The 16,580-nt window shown below is 73.9% G+C and carries 14 protein-coding genes; 9 read left to right on the forward strand and 5 right to left on the reverse strand.

Annotated features, from left to right (window positions below; genetic code table 11):
- Window positions 1-20: 20 nt before the first annotated feature.
- A complete protein-coding gene (locus QEZ54_RS15675) occupies window positions 21-569 on the forward strand; it encodes an NUDIX domain-containing protein (RefSeq protein ID WP_281305324.1) in 549 nt (182 codons plus the stop codon).
- A 63-nt stretch (window positions 570-632) separates the two neighbouring features.
- Here QEZ54_RS15675 and QEZ54_RS15680 read toward each other — a convergent pair whose 3' ends face one another.
- A complete protein-coding gene (locus QEZ54_RS15680) occupies window positions 633-1,778 on the reverse strand; it encodes a DNA polymerase III subunit beta (RefSeq protein WP_281305325.1) in 1,146 nt (381 codons plus the stop codon).
- A 169-nt stretch (window positions 1,779-1,947) separates the two neighbouring features.
- On the opposite strand from QEZ54_RS15680, the gene QEZ54_RS15685 reads away from it, so the two are divergent.
- The 3 genes from QEZ54_RS15685 (at window position 1,948) to QEZ54_RS15695 (ending at window position 4,968) form a co-directional block, all read left to right on the forward strand.
- Window positions 1,948-2,259, forward strand: coding sequence for a MazG-like family protein (locus QEZ54_RS15685; protein ID WP_281305326.1), 312 nt, complete (start codon window positions 1,948-1,950; stop codon window positions 2,257-2,259).
- An 87-nt stretch (window positions 2,260-2,346) separates the two neighbouring features.
- On the forward strand, window positions 2,347-3,810 hold the full coding sequence (locus QEZ54_RS15690) for an alkaline phosphatase PhoX (RefSeq protein WP_281305327.1): 1,464 nt from the start codon (window positions 2,347-2,349) through the stop codon (window positions 3,808-3,810).
- A 75-nt stretch (window positions 3,811-3,885) separates the two neighbouring features.
- A complete protein-coding gene (locus tag QEZ54_RS15695; protein ID WP_281305328.1) occupies window positions 3,886-4,968 on the forward strand; it encodes a DUF5925 domain-containing protein in 1,083 nt (360 codons plus the stop codon).
- A gap of 171 nt (window positions 4,969-5,139) precedes the next feature.
- Here the strand turns inward: QEZ54_RS15695 and QEZ54_RS15700 are convergent, their stop codons facing one another.
- Both QEZ54_RS15700 and QEZ54_RS15705 read right to left on the reverse strand, forming a co-directional pair.
- Window positions 5,140-5,877, reverse strand: coding sequence for an ABC transporter permease (locus tag QEZ54_RS15700; RefSeq protein WP_281305329.1), 738 nt, complete (start codon window positions 5,875-5,877; stop codon window positions 5,140-5,142).
- Window positions 5,870-6,574, reverse strand: a complete 705-nt coding sequence (locus tag QEZ54_RS15705; RefSeq protein WP_281305330.1) for an ABC transporter ATP-binding protein — start codon at window positions 6,572-6,574, stop codon at window positions 5,870-5,872. Before QEZ54_RS15705 ends, QEZ54_RS15700 begins: the two co-directional genes overlap by 8 nt.
- 48 nt (window positions 6,575-6,622) lie before the next feature.
- Between QEZ54_RS15705 and QEZ54_RS15710 the strand changes: the two genes are divergently transcribed.
- The gene (locus QEZ54_RS15710) at window positions 6,623-7,264 is read left to right on the forward strand and encodes a TetR/AcrR family transcriptional regulator (RefSeq protein ID WP_281305331.1); all 642 of its coding nucleotides are present in this window, start codon (window positions 6,623-6,625) and stop codon (window positions 7,262-7,264) included.
- 132 nt (window positions 7,265-7,396) lie between these two features.
- A complete protein-coding gene (locus QEZ54_RS15715) occupies window positions 7,397-11,491 on the forward strand; it encodes an AAA domain-containing protein (protein ID WP_281305332.1) in 4,095 nt (1,364 codons plus the stop codon).
- Window positions 11,492-11,508: 17 nt separating this feature from the next.
- Here QEZ54_RS15715 and QEZ54_RS15720 read toward each other — a convergent pair whose 3' ends face one another.
- On the reverse strand, window positions 11,509-11,931 hold the full coding sequence (locus tag QEZ54_RS15720) for an NUDIX domain-containing protein (protein WP_281305427.1): 423 nt from the start codon (window positions 11,929-11,931) through the stop codon (window positions 11,509-11,511).
- Between the two features lie 258 nt (window positions 11,932-12,189).
- On the opposite strand from QEZ54_RS15720, the gene QEZ54_RS15725 reads away from it, so the two are divergent.
- On the forward strand, window positions 12,190-12,537 hold the full coding sequence (locus QEZ54_RS15725; protein ID WP_281305333.1) for an Imm51 family immunity protein: 348 nt from the start codon (window positions 12,190-12,192) through the stop codon (window positions 12,535-12,537).
- A 40-nt stretch (window positions 12,538-12,577) separates the two neighbouring features.
- Window positions 12,578-13,633: a S66 peptidase family protein gene (locus tag QEZ54_RS15730; protein ID WP_281305334.1), complete on the forward strand. Its 1,056-nt coding sequence runs from the start codon at window positions 12,578-12,580 to the stop codon at window positions 13,631-13,633.
- A 1,090-nt stretch (window positions 13,634-14,723) separates the two neighbouring features.
- Here QEZ54_RS15730 and QEZ54_RS15735 read toward each other — a convergent pair.
- Complete coding sequence (locus QEZ54_RS15735) at window positions 14,724-15,515, reverse strand: hypothetical protein (RefSeq protein ID WP_281305335.1); 792 nt, start codon at window positions 15,513-15,515, stop codon at window positions 14,724-14,726.
- A 166-nt stretch (window positions 15,516-15,681) separates the two neighbouring features.
- Here QEZ54_RS15735 and QEZ54_RS15740 point away from each other — a divergent pair, with 166 nt between their 5' ends.
- Window positions 15,682-16,560: a hypothetical protein gene (locus QEZ54_RS15740; RefSeq protein WP_281305336.1), complete on the forward strand. Its 879-nt coding sequence runs from the start codon at window positions 15,682-15,684 to the stop codon at window positions 16,558-16,560.
- Window positions 16,561-16,580 lie beyond the last annotated feature (20 nt).

The following is a 16,580-nucleotide window of genomic DNA, read 5'->3' on the forward strand; positions in this document are numbered from 1 at the left end:
GAATGCGGGGCGCCGATAGGATGCCGGGGGTGATCGAACGATTCCCCCTGCTGTTCGCACCCCAGCGCTGGGACTGGGCGAGCGTGGACGGGCAGTTCTCCACCGGCAGTCCCCCGGATGAGCTGGTCACCAAGGTGCACGTGGTCGGCTTCGACGGCGACCGGATCGTGCTGTGCCGCGACGCCCGCCCGGTGTGGTTCCTGCCCGGCGGCACCCGCGAGGCCGACGAGCCGCTGGTCGACTGCGCCGCCCGCGAGCTGCTGGAGGAGGCCGGGGCGGTACTGCGCGGGCCGCTGCACGTGATCGGCGCGCACCTGTGCCTGTCCGACCTGCCGCAGCCGTACCGGCCGTACCATCCGCACCCGCGCGTGGCCTGGCTGTGGTGCTTCGCCGACGTCAGCGTCGAGGCGGCGCCGCTCAATCCGGCCGACGGCGAACAGGTCGTCGAGGTCCGCGCGGTGGAGGTCGCCGAGGCCCGCGAGCGGCTCCTGTCCGACGGCCCGTGGTATCCGGAGCTGGTCGACCTGGCCGTCGAACTGCGCGCCGCCGGCACCGCACCCACCGTCTGAACCCGCTGCCCGAGTGAAGCAGGGGCCCTGCTACCTCGGAAAGCGATAAGAAGGGGCCCTTCCTTACGAGGCGGGGTCGCGGCGGAGGGGGACGACCAGGTAGCGGAGATCGGGGGCGGGGGTGGGGGCGGTGAAGACGGTCGGGCGCAGGGCGGGCTGAAGGCTCAGGCGCACCGGGCCGCCCGCGAACGGGCGCAGCGCGTCGAGCAGGAAGCGGGACTGGTAGTGCCGGGTCAGCCAGTCGCCGGACGTGTCGGCCTTGAGCGTCTCCTCGGACTCACCGGCCTGCGCGTCGCGGCCCTGCACGCGCAGCTGCCCGTCGGCCAGGTCGAGGCTGACCGCGCCGGTGGGGCCGGCGTACAGGGCGGCGCGGCGGACGGCCTGGGTGAGCTCGTCGGCGTCGACGACGGCCTCGGCGGCCGGTTCGGCTTCGAGCAGCCGCCGCAGCTGAGCGTCGGGGAATCCGGCGGCCAGGGACGGCGCGGTCACGGTCCAGCCGGGCCAGGACAGCGCGCAGCGGCCGTCACCGCCGTGCAGCGTGACCGTGTCGGCCGTGGCGCAGAGCCGGGTCACCTCGGCCAGCAGCGTCGCGGGCACCAGCACGTCCAGCCCGCCGGGGACCGCCTCGGCAGGGACCGGGCGGGTGGCGGCCGGGGCGGGCTGCCAGGGCAGTTCGGCGGCGGCGAGGCGGAAGCGGTCGGTGGCCAGCAGGGACAGCCGCCCGTCGGCGGAGCGCAGCCGCACGCCGGTGAACAGGGGCAGCGCCTCCTCGCGGGAGGCGGCCGCGGCCACGGCGGCGGCAGCCGCGGCGAAGGCGGCGCCGGGCACCGTGCCCAGTGCGGGCGGGACGTCGGCCGCCGCGGCGGGGGCCGGTTCGAGCCGGGGCAGGGCGAACCGTGCTCCCGGCGTACGCAGGGCGACCCGGCTGCCCTTGACCACGACCCGCAGCTGCGGCGCGTCCAGGTGGGCCAGGGTGTCGGCCAGCGCGCGGCGCGACAGCACCGCCTCGCCGTCGGTGTGGACCAGCGCGGGCAGGGTCACGCTCGCGGCGGCCTCGCCGTCGGTGGCGTGCAGCTCCAGCCGGTTCCCGGCGCCGCGCAGCAGCACCCCGGCCAGCCCCGGGCGGATCGCCCGCACCGGCAGCAGGCGCAGCAGCCGGGCGGCCGCGTCGGCCAGCAGCGCGGTGGGCAGACTCAGGTCCAGGCTCATGCCCGCACGGTAGGCCCGGGGTACGACAGCGCCCGGGGCACGACAGCGCCCGGGGCACGACAGCGCCCAGGGGCACGACAGCGCCCAGGGGCACGACGGCGCCGAGGGGTACGGCGGCGCCGGGGTACGACAGCGTCGGCGCTGCGACGGCACCGCTTAGGGTGGCGGCGTGGACGAGACGAGCAGGGCGGCGGTGGCCGCGGCGGTGCGCTGGCTGAACCAGCACCACGGCAACGGGCCGCAGCAGCAGACGATGCGCATCCTGAAGGTGACCGAGGAGGCGGGCGAGGCGGCCCGCGCCTGGATCGGGGTGACCGGCCAGAACCCGCGCAAGGGTGTCACGCACACGCCCCGCGAGGTGGCCGACGAGCTCGCCGACGTGGCGATCTCGGCGCTGGTCGCGATCGAGAGCCTGGGCTTCGACTCGGCGCAGGTGCTGTCGGCGTGCGCGGCGAAGGTGCTGGACCGGCTGCCGCGCTGAGCCGGCGGTTCCCGTCACACCGCCGTGATCAGGGCGGAGCTCGCTCGTTCCACCTCTCGTAGTCCTGTACCCGACCCGGGGGCGGTGATGGTGGACATCAACCGGCGTACGCTGCTGCGCGGGGCGGCGGTGGGCGCGGTGGGCGCGGCCGGGCCGTTCGCGGGCTTCCTGTCCGAGCGGACCAGTCCGCGCCGGACCCGGCTGGCGGCGACCGCCGACCAGCGTGACGGGCGGGTGCGGCTGTGGCTGCCGGACGGGTTCGCATACCGCTCGTTCCACGACACCGAGCAGCCGGTCGAGCTCGACGACGGCACCCTGCTGCCGGGGCGCCCGGACGGGATGGCGGCCTTCCCCGGCCCCGACGGCAGCACGGTGCTCATCCGCAACCATGAGATCAAGGAGCCCGGCCCGGCGTTCGGGCCGGCCGCGGCGGCCTACGACCCGATGGGCGCGGGCGGCACCAGCACGGTCCAGGTCACCCGCTACGGCGAGGTGCTCCGGTCGTACGCGAGCCTCAGCGGCACGGCGAGCAACTGCTGCGGCGGCCGGATGCCGTGGGGTGCCTGGATCAGCTGCGAGGAGACGGTCAACGGCCCGGACGTGGCGCCCGACTACAGCGGGGCGCCCAACATCGCGCTCACGCAGCGGCACGGGTTCATCTTCGAGGTGCCCCGGCAGGGCCGGTCGGCCGCCGAGCCGATCACGGCGGCGGGCCGCTTCTCGCACGAGTCGGTGGCGTACGACCCGCGCGAGGGCGTGCTCTACCTGACCGAGGACAACTTCAAGTACGCCAGCTGCTTCTACCGCTACCTGCCGCCGGAGCGGGTCTACGCCGAGGCGGGCACGGGGCGGCCGGGGCTGGCCGACGGCGGGCGGCTGCAGGCGCTGCGCGTGGCGGGGCGGCGAGAGGCGAACCTGGCGGCCGCGCAGCGGCCCGGCGCGGTCTACCCGGTGGAGTGGGTCGACATCGACGACCCGGCGCCGACGTTCCCGTACACCCCGGGCGAGCCCGCGCCCACGGGCAACGACGAGGCCCTGTGCCACGTCGGCGACCAGGCGCGCGAGCGCGGCGCCGCCTGGTTCTCCCGCCTGGAGGGCTCGGTCCACCACGACGGCACCGTGTACTTCACCTCCACGCAGGGCGGCGGCGCGCCGGAGGAGAGCGCGGGCCCGGCGGCCGACGGCTTCGGCAACGGGCGCGGGCAGATCTGGGCGTACCAGCCGCGCGAGCAGGTGCTTCGGCTGGTGTTCCAGGCCCCGCACCACGACGGGCTGGACTTCCCCGACAACATCACCGCCAGCTCGGCGGGCACGCTGATCCTGTGCGAGGACGGCGCGCACAACAACTACGTACGCGGGCTGACGCGCGACGGGCGGCTGCTCGACATCGCGCTCAACCGCATCGTGAGCAGCGTGGGTGATCCACGGCACCGCGACGAGTTCGCGGGCGCGGTGTTCAGCCCCGACGGGCACACCATGTTCGTCAACGTGCAGGCCGAACGCGGGATGACGTTCGCGATCTGGGGACCCTGGCCGCGCTTAGGCGTGTGAATTCTTGAGCGCGCGGCTGCGCGGGCCGTCGAAAACTGCTATGGCGACGGGTCCACTTGCGAGATCATCGCTGGTATGGGCATCTTGTCGCAGCTGCCGACGAACCTCACCCTCGACGACGCCGACACCCCGCGCGACATCGTCGACGCGATGATCCTGGCCCCGTTCAGCACGGGCGACCAGCCGTACGCGCACACCGCCCGCCTGCCGAAGGTGCGCAAGGACGCCCCGCTGCTGCCCGCCGACGGCCATGTCCTGCGCGTGGCCACCGACGACGGGCTGCGCAGCCACCTGGCCGCCGGGGACGGCTGGACGCTGCGGGCGGCGCGCTGGCGCGGCGGCGTCGCCGAGGTGACCGTCACCGCGACCAGCGAGGAGCTGGCGCTGCGCATACTCGAGGATGCGACCCGCGGCGCCCGCGACGAGCACGCCGAGCGCACCGACAGCGTCTCGATGGGCTTCTGGCACCACTCGGCCAAGCGCGGCGCGCAGCGCAGCACCCGGCCGATCACCACGCCGTCCTGGGCGGCGATCCGGGACAACTACGCCGGTGAGGTCGCCGCGTCGCTGGAGCGCCTCATGACGCTCACCCCGGACTCGATCTCCGGCCGCCTGCTGCTGCTGCACGGGGTGCCCGGCACGGGCAAGACCACGGCGCTGCGCGCGCTGGCGCAGGCGTGGTCGTCCTGGTGCCAGGTCGACTGCGTACTCGACCCGGAGAACCTGTTCCACGACTCCAGCTACCTGATGGAGGTGGCGATCGGCGACGACGAGCACGAGGAGCGGCGCTGGCGGCTGCTGCTGGTCGAGGACTGCGACGAGCTGATCTCCTCGGCCGCCAAGGCCTCCAGCGGCCAGGCCCTGTCGCGCCTGCTGAACCTGACCGACGGGCTGCTCGCGCAGGGCCGCGACGTACTGGTCGGGCTGACCACCAACGAACCCCTGGCGCGCCTGCATCCGGCCGTGGTCCGCCCCGGCCGCTGCCTGGCCCAGATCGAGGTCGGCCCGCTGCCCTTCGCCCAGGCCAGCGCCTGGCTCGGCACCTCGGTGGGCCTGAACCCCTCCGGCGCCACCCTGGCCGAACTCTTCGCCCTCCAGCGCGGCGACCGCGACCTGGTCCCGCACACCCCCGAACCCGCCACCGGCTGCTACCTCTGACCCGACCCAGCCCGCACCACGCCCCACCCGCGCGCCGAGATCACCGTGCAGTTTCGGGGAAAGTGCTGGAATCTTGGCGCCCATTCCTGCGCTTTCCCCGAAACTGCACGCACCACCTCGAGCGCTCGGTCGCATCGCGGGGCTCGGGTGGTCTTGAGGGTCGGGCGGTGGTCAGAGGAGGCGGGAGCGGCCCCAGCCGCGGGACATGCGCCAGGCGGCGAGGGCGGCGGCGGTCGCGGCGACGCCGATGAGGACGGCGGCGCTGGTCAGCGTGGTGCTGGTGTCGCCGGTGACGGCCGCGTGCATGGCGCGCATGGCCCAGTAGCCGGGTGAGGCGGGCGCGATCGCGCGGGCCCAGGCGGGCAGCAGGGACAGCGGGACCATCGCACCGCCCAGCGTGGTCAGCACCAGCGCGCCGAGGTCGTTGACGGCGCCGAGTTCGCTGTGGCTGCGCACCAGCATCGCCGCGAGCGCGCCGAGTGCCAGCAGCGCGGCGGCCCAGGCCAGTGCGGCCAGGGCGAGCAGGTCGGGTCGCGCGACGCGCATCCCGAGGACCACCACGCCGTACGACAGCACGACCGCCTGCTGCGCCAGCAGCACCCCGCCGAGCGGCACCGCCTTGCCGACCAGGATCTCGATCGGCCGGGCCGGGGTGGTGCGCACCCGGTCCAGGGTGTGCCAGGCGCGCTCGGTGAGCAGGGACCCGCCCACGATCGACAGCCCGAGCAGCGAGAACAGCACCAGCGCCCCGGTCACGGCGTACGCGGTCCCCTGCGCGCCGATCGCGGCGGTGTACAGCGGGCGCAGCACGGTGATGACGGCCAGCGGCATCACGATGCGGCTGATCACCGCGCCGGGCTCGGCGGCGAGCAGGGCGAGGTTGTGCCGGACCAGCACCGCGCTACTCATGGTCCACCGCCAGGGACCGGTACAGGCCGTCGAGGGTGTCGTGGCCGGTGAGCAGCTCGTCCTGGCCGCCCCGGGCGATGACCCGACCGCGTGCGGCGACGGCCAGGGTGGCCCGCAGCTCGGCGAGTTCGGGCAGGTAGTGGGTGGTGTAGACGACGGCGGCGCCGTTGGCGGCGTGCTCGCGTACCAGGGTGAGCAGGGCGGCTCGGGTGAGCGGGTCGGCGCCGGTGCTGGGCTCGTCGAGCAGCAGCAGCGGCGGCCGGTGCAGCATCGCCGCGGCGGCCTGGGCGCGGCGGCGCTGGCCGCCCGACAGCACTCCGACGGGGCGGCCGAGCACGTCGGTCAGGCCGAGCGCGGCTGCGGTGTCGGCGACGGCGGTGCGCAGGCGCGGGCCGCGCAGGCCGGCCAGTCCGCCGAACAGGCGCAGGTTGCGTTCGACGGTGACGGAGACGTACAGCGCGATCTCCTGGGGTGCGACGCCGACGAGATGGCGGCCGCGCGCGGGTGGAAGTCCGCCGATGGTGACGGTGCCGGAGTCCGGGCGGGTCAGGCCGGTGACGATCTCGACGAAGGTGCTCTTGCCGGCGCCGTTGTGGCCGATCAGACCGCAGATCTCGCCAGCCGCGACGGTGAGGTCGAAGCCGTCGAGGGCGGCGCTGGCGCCGTAGCGCTTGCGCAGGTCGTACGCGATGAGCATGCCCTTCCTCCTTTGTGATCTACACCGTATATATCTACACTGTAGATCATGCCGGAACAGGGTGTCGAGAACGGGCGCCGCCGCGAGATCCTCGCCGCCGCGCTGGCGCTGGCCGAGGAGAAGGGGCTGGCCGCGCTGTCGATGCGCGCCATGGCCGCCCGCGTCGGCGTGACGCCGATGGCGCTGTACCCCCATGTGGGCAGCAAGGACGCGCTGCTCGACGGCCTGGTCGACCTGCTGCTGGCCCAGCTGCTGCCCGCCGCGCGCAGCGGCGGCGGCTGGGAGGACCGGCTGCGGGCCACGGCCCGCGCCGTGCGCGGGCTGGCCCGGCGCCACCCGGAGACGTTCCGCCTGCTGCTGGACCGCGCCTCGGTCACCCCCGACGCGGTACGGCTCGTCGACGGCCTCTACGCCGCCCTGCTGGAGGCCGGCGTCCCGCCCCAGCGCGTGCCCCGGCTGGAGCGGCTGCTGTCCACCGCCGTGCTCGGCTTCGCCGAGGGCGAGGTCAGCGGACGGTTCAGCCCGAGCCCCGACCGGTGGGACCGGGGCCGCTCGCTCGGCGAGGACGCCCCCGCGCACCGCGAGCTGGCCGAGGTGCTGGCCCGGCCCGCCGACTGGGACGCCGAGTTCGAGGCGAACCTCGACGACCTGCTCCACGTGATCCGCCGTTACGTGCCCGCGGTCGGCTAGCCCGCGCCGCGAGCGCCTCCGGCGGTTGGGAAGGGGCCCTTCTTCCGCGTAAAGCGATAAGAAGGGTCCCTTCCTTCTGCTGGGCGGTGGGTGCGGTTGGTGGGGGGTGCGGTGGGATGCGATGGTGGGGCGGTGACCGTTCCCGTCTCCCCGATGGCCAGGCCGCACGTCGCCGCGGCGGCACGGCGCTGGGCCGACTCGCTCATCGACGACTCCGGCCGCAACCAGCTCGCGTACTACCGCGACCTGAAGGCGGGCACGCTGCAGCTGGACGGGGCCAGCCCGGCCGCGCTGACCATGCTGCTGGCGGGGCGCCAGGTCACGCTGCGCCAGCTGTTCCCCGAGGAGCCCGCGCACGCCGACGCGATGCGCCGGGCCAAGACGATCCGCACCCGGATGCGGATGCTGGCCGAGGAGCGCGGCGTCGACGCGGGCTACCTGGCCAGCGGGCTGGCGACCTGGCACGAGCAGGGGCGTACGCCGCGGGCACCGGTGCTGCTGCACCGGCTGGTCATCCGGACCACCTCGGCGGCCGAGACCGAGTTCGCGCTGACCGCCGACCCGGAGCCGACGGTCAACCCGGTGCTGCTGTTCAAGCTGGCCAAGGAGCACGGGCTCACCGTCGACCCGGAGGAGCTGCTGGACGCGCTGCCCGAGGGGGTGTACGACCCGGCGCCGCTGTTCGAGCGGCTGGGCAAGGCGGCGCAGGACGTGCCCGGGTTCGCGATCACGCCGCACCTGCTGGCGGGCACGTTCCTGTACGAGAAGCTGCCCATGGTCACCGACATCACCGAACACACCCGGCTGCTGGCCGACAGCGACGTGATCGCCGCGCTGGCGGGTGATCCGGAGGCGCTGGGTTCGCTGTACTCGACCGAGCCGATCGCGGTCGACCAGCCCGACCACGTCGCCCCGTCCGACGAGTTCCTGGTGCTCGACGCCGACTCGTCGCAGAGCTACGCGGTGAACGCGGCGGTGGCCGGGCACCACCTGGTGGTGAAAGGGCCGCCGGGGACGGGTAAGAGCCAGACCATCGCAAACATGATCATGGCGTTGGCGGCGCGCGGGCGCACCGCGCTGTTCGTGGCCGAGAAGCGGGCCGCCATCGACGCGGTGCTCGACCGGCTGGCCCACGTGGGCCTGTCCGACCTGGTGCAGAACCTGCACGGCGACCAGTCCAGCCGGCGCGAGCTGGCCCGCGCGCTGGACTCGCGGCTGCAGCGGGCCCGCCACGAGTCCCGGCCGACCACCGAGCAGACCGACCGGGACCTGACCGAGTCGCGCACGGCGCTGTCGCGCCACCACAGCGCGCTGCACGCCGTGCACCAGCCGTGGGGCCTGTCCGCGTACGACCTGCAGGCCCGCCTGGTCGGCACCGACCCGGCCGCGGTCACCCGGCAGCGCTGGAAGGGCGAGCTGCTCACCGCACTGGACGCCGACGCCGCGCCTCGGCTGCGCGCCACCGTGGTCGAGCTGGCGCAGCTGGGCGCCTTCGACGCCGAACCCGGCCCCGGGCCCTGGGTGCGGGCCACGTTCCGCGACCGCGCCGCCGCACAGGAGGCGTTCACGCTGGCCGGAGCGGTCGCCCCGGCGCTGGAGCGGCTGCGCCCGCAGCTGGCCGCGCTCGCGGGCCGACTCGGACTGGCCGTGCCCGCGACGCTGGCCTCGGCCCGCAAGATGTGCGGGCTGCTGTCCGACGTGGACGCGACGCTGACCCGCTTCGACGCGGCGGTGTTCCAGGCGGACCTGCCGCTGTGGCTGCGCGCCACCGCCGAGGGCGAGCAGCGCGAAGGTCTGGGGTTCTGGGCCCGGCGCAGGATCGTGAAGCAGGTGCGGGAGCTGTGGCGCGGCGGTGGTCGGCCCGGTCCGGCGCAGCTGCACCCCGCCCTGGCGGCCGCCGCCGACCAGCTAGCCCGGTGGCGGGTGGTCAGCCTCGACGGGCAGCCGCCGCGCACCGATCCGGCCCTGGCCGCCACCGCGGGCGAGTTCGCGCGGCTGGACGCGGAGCTGGCGCGGCTGCGGGCGTACGTGCCGGTCGGCGCCGTCGGGGAGTCGACGGCGGTCCGCGGTTCAGGCGGACCGTCCGGACGAGCCGAGGGCGAAGCCGACGACCTGGCCGCGCTGCAGGAGGAGCTGGACCGGCTGGCGCTGGACCAGACCGACCTGCTGCGCACCGCCCGCCGCAACGAGCTGGCCGAGCAGGTGGTGCGCTGGCAGGCGCACCGGCTGCTGGACGACCTGGCCGGGCGCGGCGGTGACGCCGCGCTGGCCGGGGCGGCGTTCGACCACGCCTGGCACAGCTCGATCCTGGACGAGGTGCGGCTGGCCGACCCGGAGCTGTCTGCGTTCCACGGCACCGCCCTGCACGCGGCGGTGAGCCGGTTCCACGTGGCCGACGCCGCGCACATCACCTCGGCCGCGCAGCGGGTGCGGCACCTGTCCGCGCTGAACATGATGCGGGTGCTGGACGCCCACCCCGACCAGCAGCAGCTGGTACGCCGCGAGGCCGCCAAGAAGACCCGGCACCTGCCCATCCGGCGGCTGTTCGAGCAGGCCCCCGACGCGCTGACCGCGCTGAAGCCGTGCTGGGCGATGAGCCCGCTGCTGGTCAGCCAGGTGCTGCCCGCCCGGGTGCTGTTCGACGTGGTCATCTTCGACGAGGCGAGCCAGGTCGAGCCGGTCGACGGCGTCACCGCGATCATGCGCGGGCGCCAGGTGGTGGTGGCCGGCGACGAGCACCAGCTGCCGCCGACGGACTTCTTCAACCGGGCCGACGGCGAACCGTCCGAGACCGAGGACGGCACGGCGCTGTCCGACGACGTGGAGTCGCTGCTGCAGGCGTTCGCGCACACGCTGCCGCTGCCGCAGGTGCGCCACCTGGCGTGGCACTACCGCAGCCGCGACGAGCGGCTGATCGCGTTCTCCAACGCGCACATCTACAGCCCCAACGGCAACGCGCTGACCACCTTCCCTGGTGCCGACATCGGCGACGGGATCAGCCACGTGCTGGTCGCCGACCCGCTGGCCGCGGCCGCGGCGGCCGGGCAGCCGACCGACGCGGACTCCCCGGCGGCGGTGGCCGCGGCCGCCGCGGCCGCCGTCCCGGCCAACCTGGAGAGCAGCAACGCCGAGGTGCGCAAGGTGGTCGAGCTGATCCTGGCGCACGCGCAGCAGCGGCCGGGCGAGTCGCTGGGCGTGATCACCATGGGCATCACCCACGCCGAGCGCGTCGACGCGGCGCTGCGCCGGGCGCTGGTACGGCGGCCCGAGCTGGAGCCGTTCTTCGGCGAGAACGGGCACGAGCCGTTCTTCGTGAAGAACATCGAGCGGGTGCAGGGCGACGAGCGCGACGCGGTGATCCTGACCGTCGGCTACCCCAAGAGCCCGGACGGGCGGGTGCTCTACCGGTTCGGGCCGCTGAACACCAAGGGCGGGCACCGGCGCCTCAACGTGGCGATCACCCGGGCGCGGCGGCGGATGACCGTGGTCAGCTCGTTCAGCCACCTGGACCTGGACCCGGCCAAGCTGCGCGCCCCGGGCGCGGTCATGCTGCGCGACTTCCTGGAGTACGCCGCCGCGGGCGGTCCCCGGGGCGCGGCCGCCGCCGACACCACGGCGCTGAACCCGTTCGAGGCCGACGTGTTCGCCCGGCTGACCGAGGCGGGCATCCCGCTGGTGGCGCGGCACGGCGTGGGCGGGCAGCGGATCGACTTCGCGGCCACGCACCCGGCCGACCCGCGCCGCCCGGTGCTGGCGATCGAGGCCGACGGGTCCACGTACCACGCGTCGCCGACGGTGCGCGACCGCGACCGGCTGCGCCAGCAGCACCTGCAGCGGCTGGGCTGGCGGTTCCACCGGATCTGGTCGACGGACTGGGCCCGGCAGCGCGATCTGGAGATCGCCAAGGCGCGGGCCGCGTACGACCTGGCGGTGGCCGGATCGGACCTGCCCGGCCCGCAGCAGCTGGCCGACGCGGTGACGATCCGGCTGGCCTCGAGCACCCCGCGCAGCCTGCCCCGGCCGGAGGTGCCCGACGGCGTGGCGGTCGGCGACCTGCCGACGGCGACGCTGATCGAGCTGGTGCGCTGGATCGAGAGCGACCGCCTCAACCGCACCGAGGACGAGGTGGTGGCCGAGGCGGCCGAGGAGCTGAACGTGCCCCGGCGCACCGCGAAGGTGACCGAGGCGATCCGGGCGGCGGTGCGACAGGCGCGGCCTGCTTCGTGACGGCTACTTCTTGACGGCTACTTCTTGACGGCCGAGCGCAGCACGTCGCGCACGGCGTCGAGCATGGCGATGGAGTCGAGTTCGGCGGCGGGGTGCCAGCTCGGCTCGACCATGATGCCGTCGGGCTGCGGGCGCAGGTCGCCGCCGAGGACGGTCACCGCGTACAGCATGAACACGCCGTGGAAGTCCAGGCCGCCGGCGAGCTCGCGGTGGTCGGAGCCGACGTCGAGCAGCCCGTCGACGCGCACCTGCAGGCCCGTGGTCTCGGCGAACTCGCGCACCACGGTCTCGGCGGGGTGCTCACCGTGCTCGATGGTGCCGCCGGGCGGCATCCATTTGCCCAGGTCGCCGTGCGAGCTGCGGCCGATCTGCACGAGCAGCACGGTGTCGCCCTCGCGCGCGAGACCGTACGCCGAGACCCGCTGCCACTGCCTGACCATAGTCACGACACAAAAGCCTGCCATGTTCCGGCGCGGCCGCACAGATGGCCGTACCACCCAATCCTCTCGTCCGGACCCCCGCCCAGCTCAGGCCCGATACCGGCCGTCTCCCGCCCTGATCTTGGGGTGGGGGACGTCACTCACCGCCGCGGCAGCCGCCAAAGGGCGACTGAGCGTTGGTTTTGGCCGAACGGGTGAGGCAAAGTCGGCCTTTAGGCGAAACATCTCCGGTGCATCGAAGCGCCTATGCTCGCGGTCATGTCGAGCAACCACGACTTCGCGCCGTGCCGCCTGATGGAGAGTGAGTCCGGCGAGTACAGCCTGATCTTCGATGACTTCGATGACCATGTGGACATCTTCGACGAGCAGGGGTGGGAGGGCAACGGCTACGCCTGGGAGGGCGTGGTGCAGGTGATGCTCGCCGAACGCGTACCGGAGATCCTCGACCAGATCGAGTTCGACTCCGAGACCGCGCTGTTCTCGGTGACCGCCCGCAGCGAGGACGCGCTGCTGGAGGTGGCCGCGGTGATCAGAGAGGCGATCGGCGACGCCGACGTGCTCGCCGACGCGATCGCCCGCGCCGAGGAGCAGGGCCTGCTCGACTAATCGGGTGCGCGCCGGACGCGGCCTCGGCTAGCGTCCGGCCATGGCCAATCCTCCGCACACCCCGCTGGTCGGCACCCCGAAGCTGCGCCCCGGTGACCGGGTCGCGGTCCTCTCCCCGTCGCACGGCTCCCCCGCCCAGTTCCCGCACGTGTACGAGCAGGGCCTGGCCCGGCTGCGCGACGAGCTGGGCCTGGTGCCGGTGGAGTTCCCCACCACCCGCGCCGCGCACGCGCGCGCCGAGGACCGGGCACGCGACATCGAGGCCGCCTTCGCCGACCCGTCCATCCGGGCGGTGTTCGCCACCATCGGCGGCGACGACCAGATCACGGTCGTACCGCACCTGGACCCGGCGGTGCTGCGGGCCGACCCCAAGCCGTTCTTCGGCTACTCCGACAACACCAACCTGCTCAACGCGCTGTTCCACGCCGGGGTCGCGTCCTGCCACGGCGGCTCGGTGATGGTGCACCTCGCGCGCGGCGGCGCGACGCATCCGGCCACCATGGACAGCCTGCGCGCCGCCCTGTTCACCGACGGCTGGTACGAGCTGTCCCCCGCCGCCGAGTCCGGCGACGAAGTGCTGAACTGGGCCGATCCAGCCGCGCTGGGCCGTACCGCGCCGCTGGAGCCGGCTGACGGCTGGCACTGGCACGGCCCGGGCACCGTGGTCGAGGGCCCGTGCTGGGGCGGCAACCTGGAGATCATCTCGTGGCTGCTGCAGGCCGACCGGGTCGGGCCGACCGAGGCGTTCGCCGGGCACGTGCTGCTGATCGAGACGTCCGAGGAGATGCCGCCCGCCGAGGAGGTGTTCCGGATGCTGCGCAACATGGGCGAGCGCGGGCTGCTCGGGCAGTTCGCCGCGATCCTGGTCGGGCGGGCCAAGGCGTGGAACTTCGACCGGCGCAACGACGCGGCGGCCAAGGCGGCGTACCGCGACGCGCAGCGGGCGGCGGTGCTGCGGGCGGTGGCGGCGTACAACCCCGGTGCGGTGCTCGTGTTCGACCTGGACATCGGCCACACCGACCCGCAGCTGATCGTCCCGATCGGCAAGCCGGTACGCGTCGACGCCGTCGCCCGCCGCGTCAGCGTCCACTACTGATCCCCACCCTCGCCCCGTCACCCCGTCACCCCGTCACCCCGTCACCCCGTCATCCCCGTCACCCTCGCCGCCCCAGTCACCCTCGCCGCCCTCGCCGCCCTCGCCGCCCCCGCCGCGCCTGCCGCGCCCGTTGCTCCCGCCGCCCCTCGCGCCCCGTTCGGCCGCCATCCGCCCCGATGATCGCCGTCTGCGGTCAGAACCTCTGCTGTAGGGCCAGGTTCCGACCGGAGACGGCGATCATGGACGGATATGGGCCAGTCGACCGCAGCTCTCCCTCTCGCGCCGGAAAGCGCCCTCTTCGCGGCACGAAACTTCGCTTCCCGGCCGGAAAACCCGTGTGGCGGCACGGACGCACGTCGCGGCACGGACGCACGTCGCGGCACGGACGCACGTCGCGGCACGGACGCACGTCGCGGCACGGACGCACGTCGCAGCACGAAGCACGTCGCGGCACGGACGCAGGTCGCGTCGCGTCGCGTCGCGTCGCGTCGCGAAAGCACGTCGCGGCGCGGAAAGCCCTTGGTGCGGCCCGGAAAGCCGCGTCGTGGCACGGAAAACCAGCTTTGCTGCTCAAAACGACGATCACCCGTCGCCAGGGTGCGGGTGAGACCCCGAAGATCGCCGTCTCTGGTCATTCACCTGCAGGCACACCGCCGGGAAGCCTGCTTGCGCTACCCCAAACGGCGATCTCCGATGGCGCCGATAGCCAAGATCAGGGTTCTAGGTCGCAGCGTCGGCTGCAAGGCAGGGTTCTGACCGGAGGCGACGATCAACCTCCACGGAGGTTCCAAGATCGCCGCCTCTGGTCAGAACACCACCGCGCGAGTCACCGTCGTCTAGATCACGGCCGACCGGATCACCGCCCCGCGCCCTGCTGCCACGCGCCCTGCTGCCACGCGCCCTGCTGCCACGCGCCCGGCTGCCGGGCAGATGCTGCCGCGCATGCCTGCTACGCGCAGGGATGCCGGGCGGATGCTGCCCGGCATCCCTGCCCCGCGGTAGCTGCGCGGCGGTAGCTGCCCGGTGGTCGCTGCGCGGCGGTAGCTGCACGCGGATCGCTATGCGGCGGGTCGCTGGCGGCGGTGGCGGGTCACAGGGCGGCGATGAGGTTTGCGGGCATCTCGACCACGTCGGCGGGGGCGGGGGCCTGGACCTGCACCGGCTCGCCGTACCCGAAGAACTCGGCCTTCATCGTGGTGACGCCCGCCGTCTTGCCGATCCGGCTCAGGTCGATCGTCATCACGGAGATCCGGCCCTGGTCGTCGAGGGTGACCCGGAACGGGACCGCCTTGGCCTCGTCGCCCAGTGCCGCGACCATCTGCGGCGTCGCGGTCGGCGACTTCGTCATGTCGACGGTGCCCTCGAAACCGCGCTCGCCGGACTTCTTCACGGCGAACGCGGACCTCAGCAGCTCACTCATCGACGACGGGTCCTCCAGCGACTTGCGGATCAGGCTGGTGGCCTTGAGCTGGCTGATCTTGACGTGCATCCACTGCTTGGGCAGCGTCGACAGGCCCACGTAGCGCAGCCACAGCTCGTCGCCGATCTGGATCGTCTCGGTGGTCAGCTTCTGCCCGGCAGCGTTGATCTCCATGGACGCGCTCGCGCGGTGGTTCGCCACGTCGGAGGCGCCCTTGCCCGTCATCGACGACCTGTCGCCGCTCATGTTGAAGACGAACTTCTGGTTCTCCGCCTTGCTCTTCGCCTGGGCCGCGGCCAGCACCTCGCCGGGCGGCAGTTCGTCGGCGGCGGGTGAGGCCGCGGCGGAGACCGACGCGAGCGGGCGCGGGCCCTGGTCCGGCGACTGGCCCTTGCACCCGGCCACGGCGACCGCGAGGGCGGCCGCCCCCACTACCAGTAGTGACAGGCGTGACGGCTTCATGAGGTTCCTCCCCGTACCGTCTCCCGGCGAGGGGTTCCCCGGGTGACGGTTCGGCAGCGTAGTCCAGCCAGGCGAACCGGTCCGGGTGGGGGACGCTGGCGCCGATCCCGCCGTCGTACGCTGAACGCCGCCGACTTGGCACGGAACGTCCGGAAAGGACAGCGGTATGGGGGCGAGGCCAGGCACCACGGCACTGCCGCGGCGGCGCGGGACCGTCCGGGAACTCGGCGCGCTGGCGCTGGCGGCGGCAACCGGGCTCGGCGTGCTGGCCGGGTGCTCCGCGGAGCGGGAGCCCAACAGCGCCATGCCCGGTGGCGCCCAGGAGGCCCAGCGGGTGCAGGTCGCCTACCAGAACCAGGTAGCGGCGGACCGGGCGAGGCTGGCTCCCGGCCACATCGACCTGGACGGGCCGGCCGACCCCGAGGTCGGCACGACATACCAGGTGAAGGCGACGATCTGCGGGCCGGCGTCCACGCTGTGCGGGCCGATCGGCTCGACCGCGCCGTCGACCGGGGCGGGCGCGTCGCCGCAGCCGAGCGCCTCGGCCCTGCCGCAGGTGATGACGGGGGCCCGGATCCGGGTCCGGATGTCGTCGCAGCTGCCCGGCGAGCTGGAGGCGATCTCCAATCCGGTGCAGCCGGTGGTCGCCGTCGACGACGTGGCGAACTGGCTCTGGGACGTGCGGGCCGACGAACCGGGTGACTACACGCTGACCTTCGTGGTCTCCACGCTGGCCGGTGAGTCCGGCGAGAATCTGCTGCCCGACCAGGTGTTCACCATGCGGTTCCCGGTGGCCGGGACCTCGACCTACTGGTGGGAGTCGACCGGGGCGACCGCGTGGCAGGTGCTGCTGGGCATCGGCGGTCTGCTCAGCGCGTTCGGGGTGTCGCTGCTCGGCGTGGTGAAGTGGCTGCGCCGCCGCTACCGCGAGCGCACCGGCCAGGCCGGGGGCCGTCGTGGCGGCGGGGGTGCCGGAGGCGGCCGCCCCGCCGTCGGTCACGGGTCGCTGACGTTGCCGAACCGGCGCGCGGGCGTCGGCCGCTGACGCCGTTACCGAACCGGAGC

It is taken from the genome of Catellatospora sp. KI3, from assembly GCF_029948125.1.
GTDB lineage: Bacteria > Actinomycetota > Actinomycetes > Mycobacteriales > Micromonosporaceae > Catellatospora.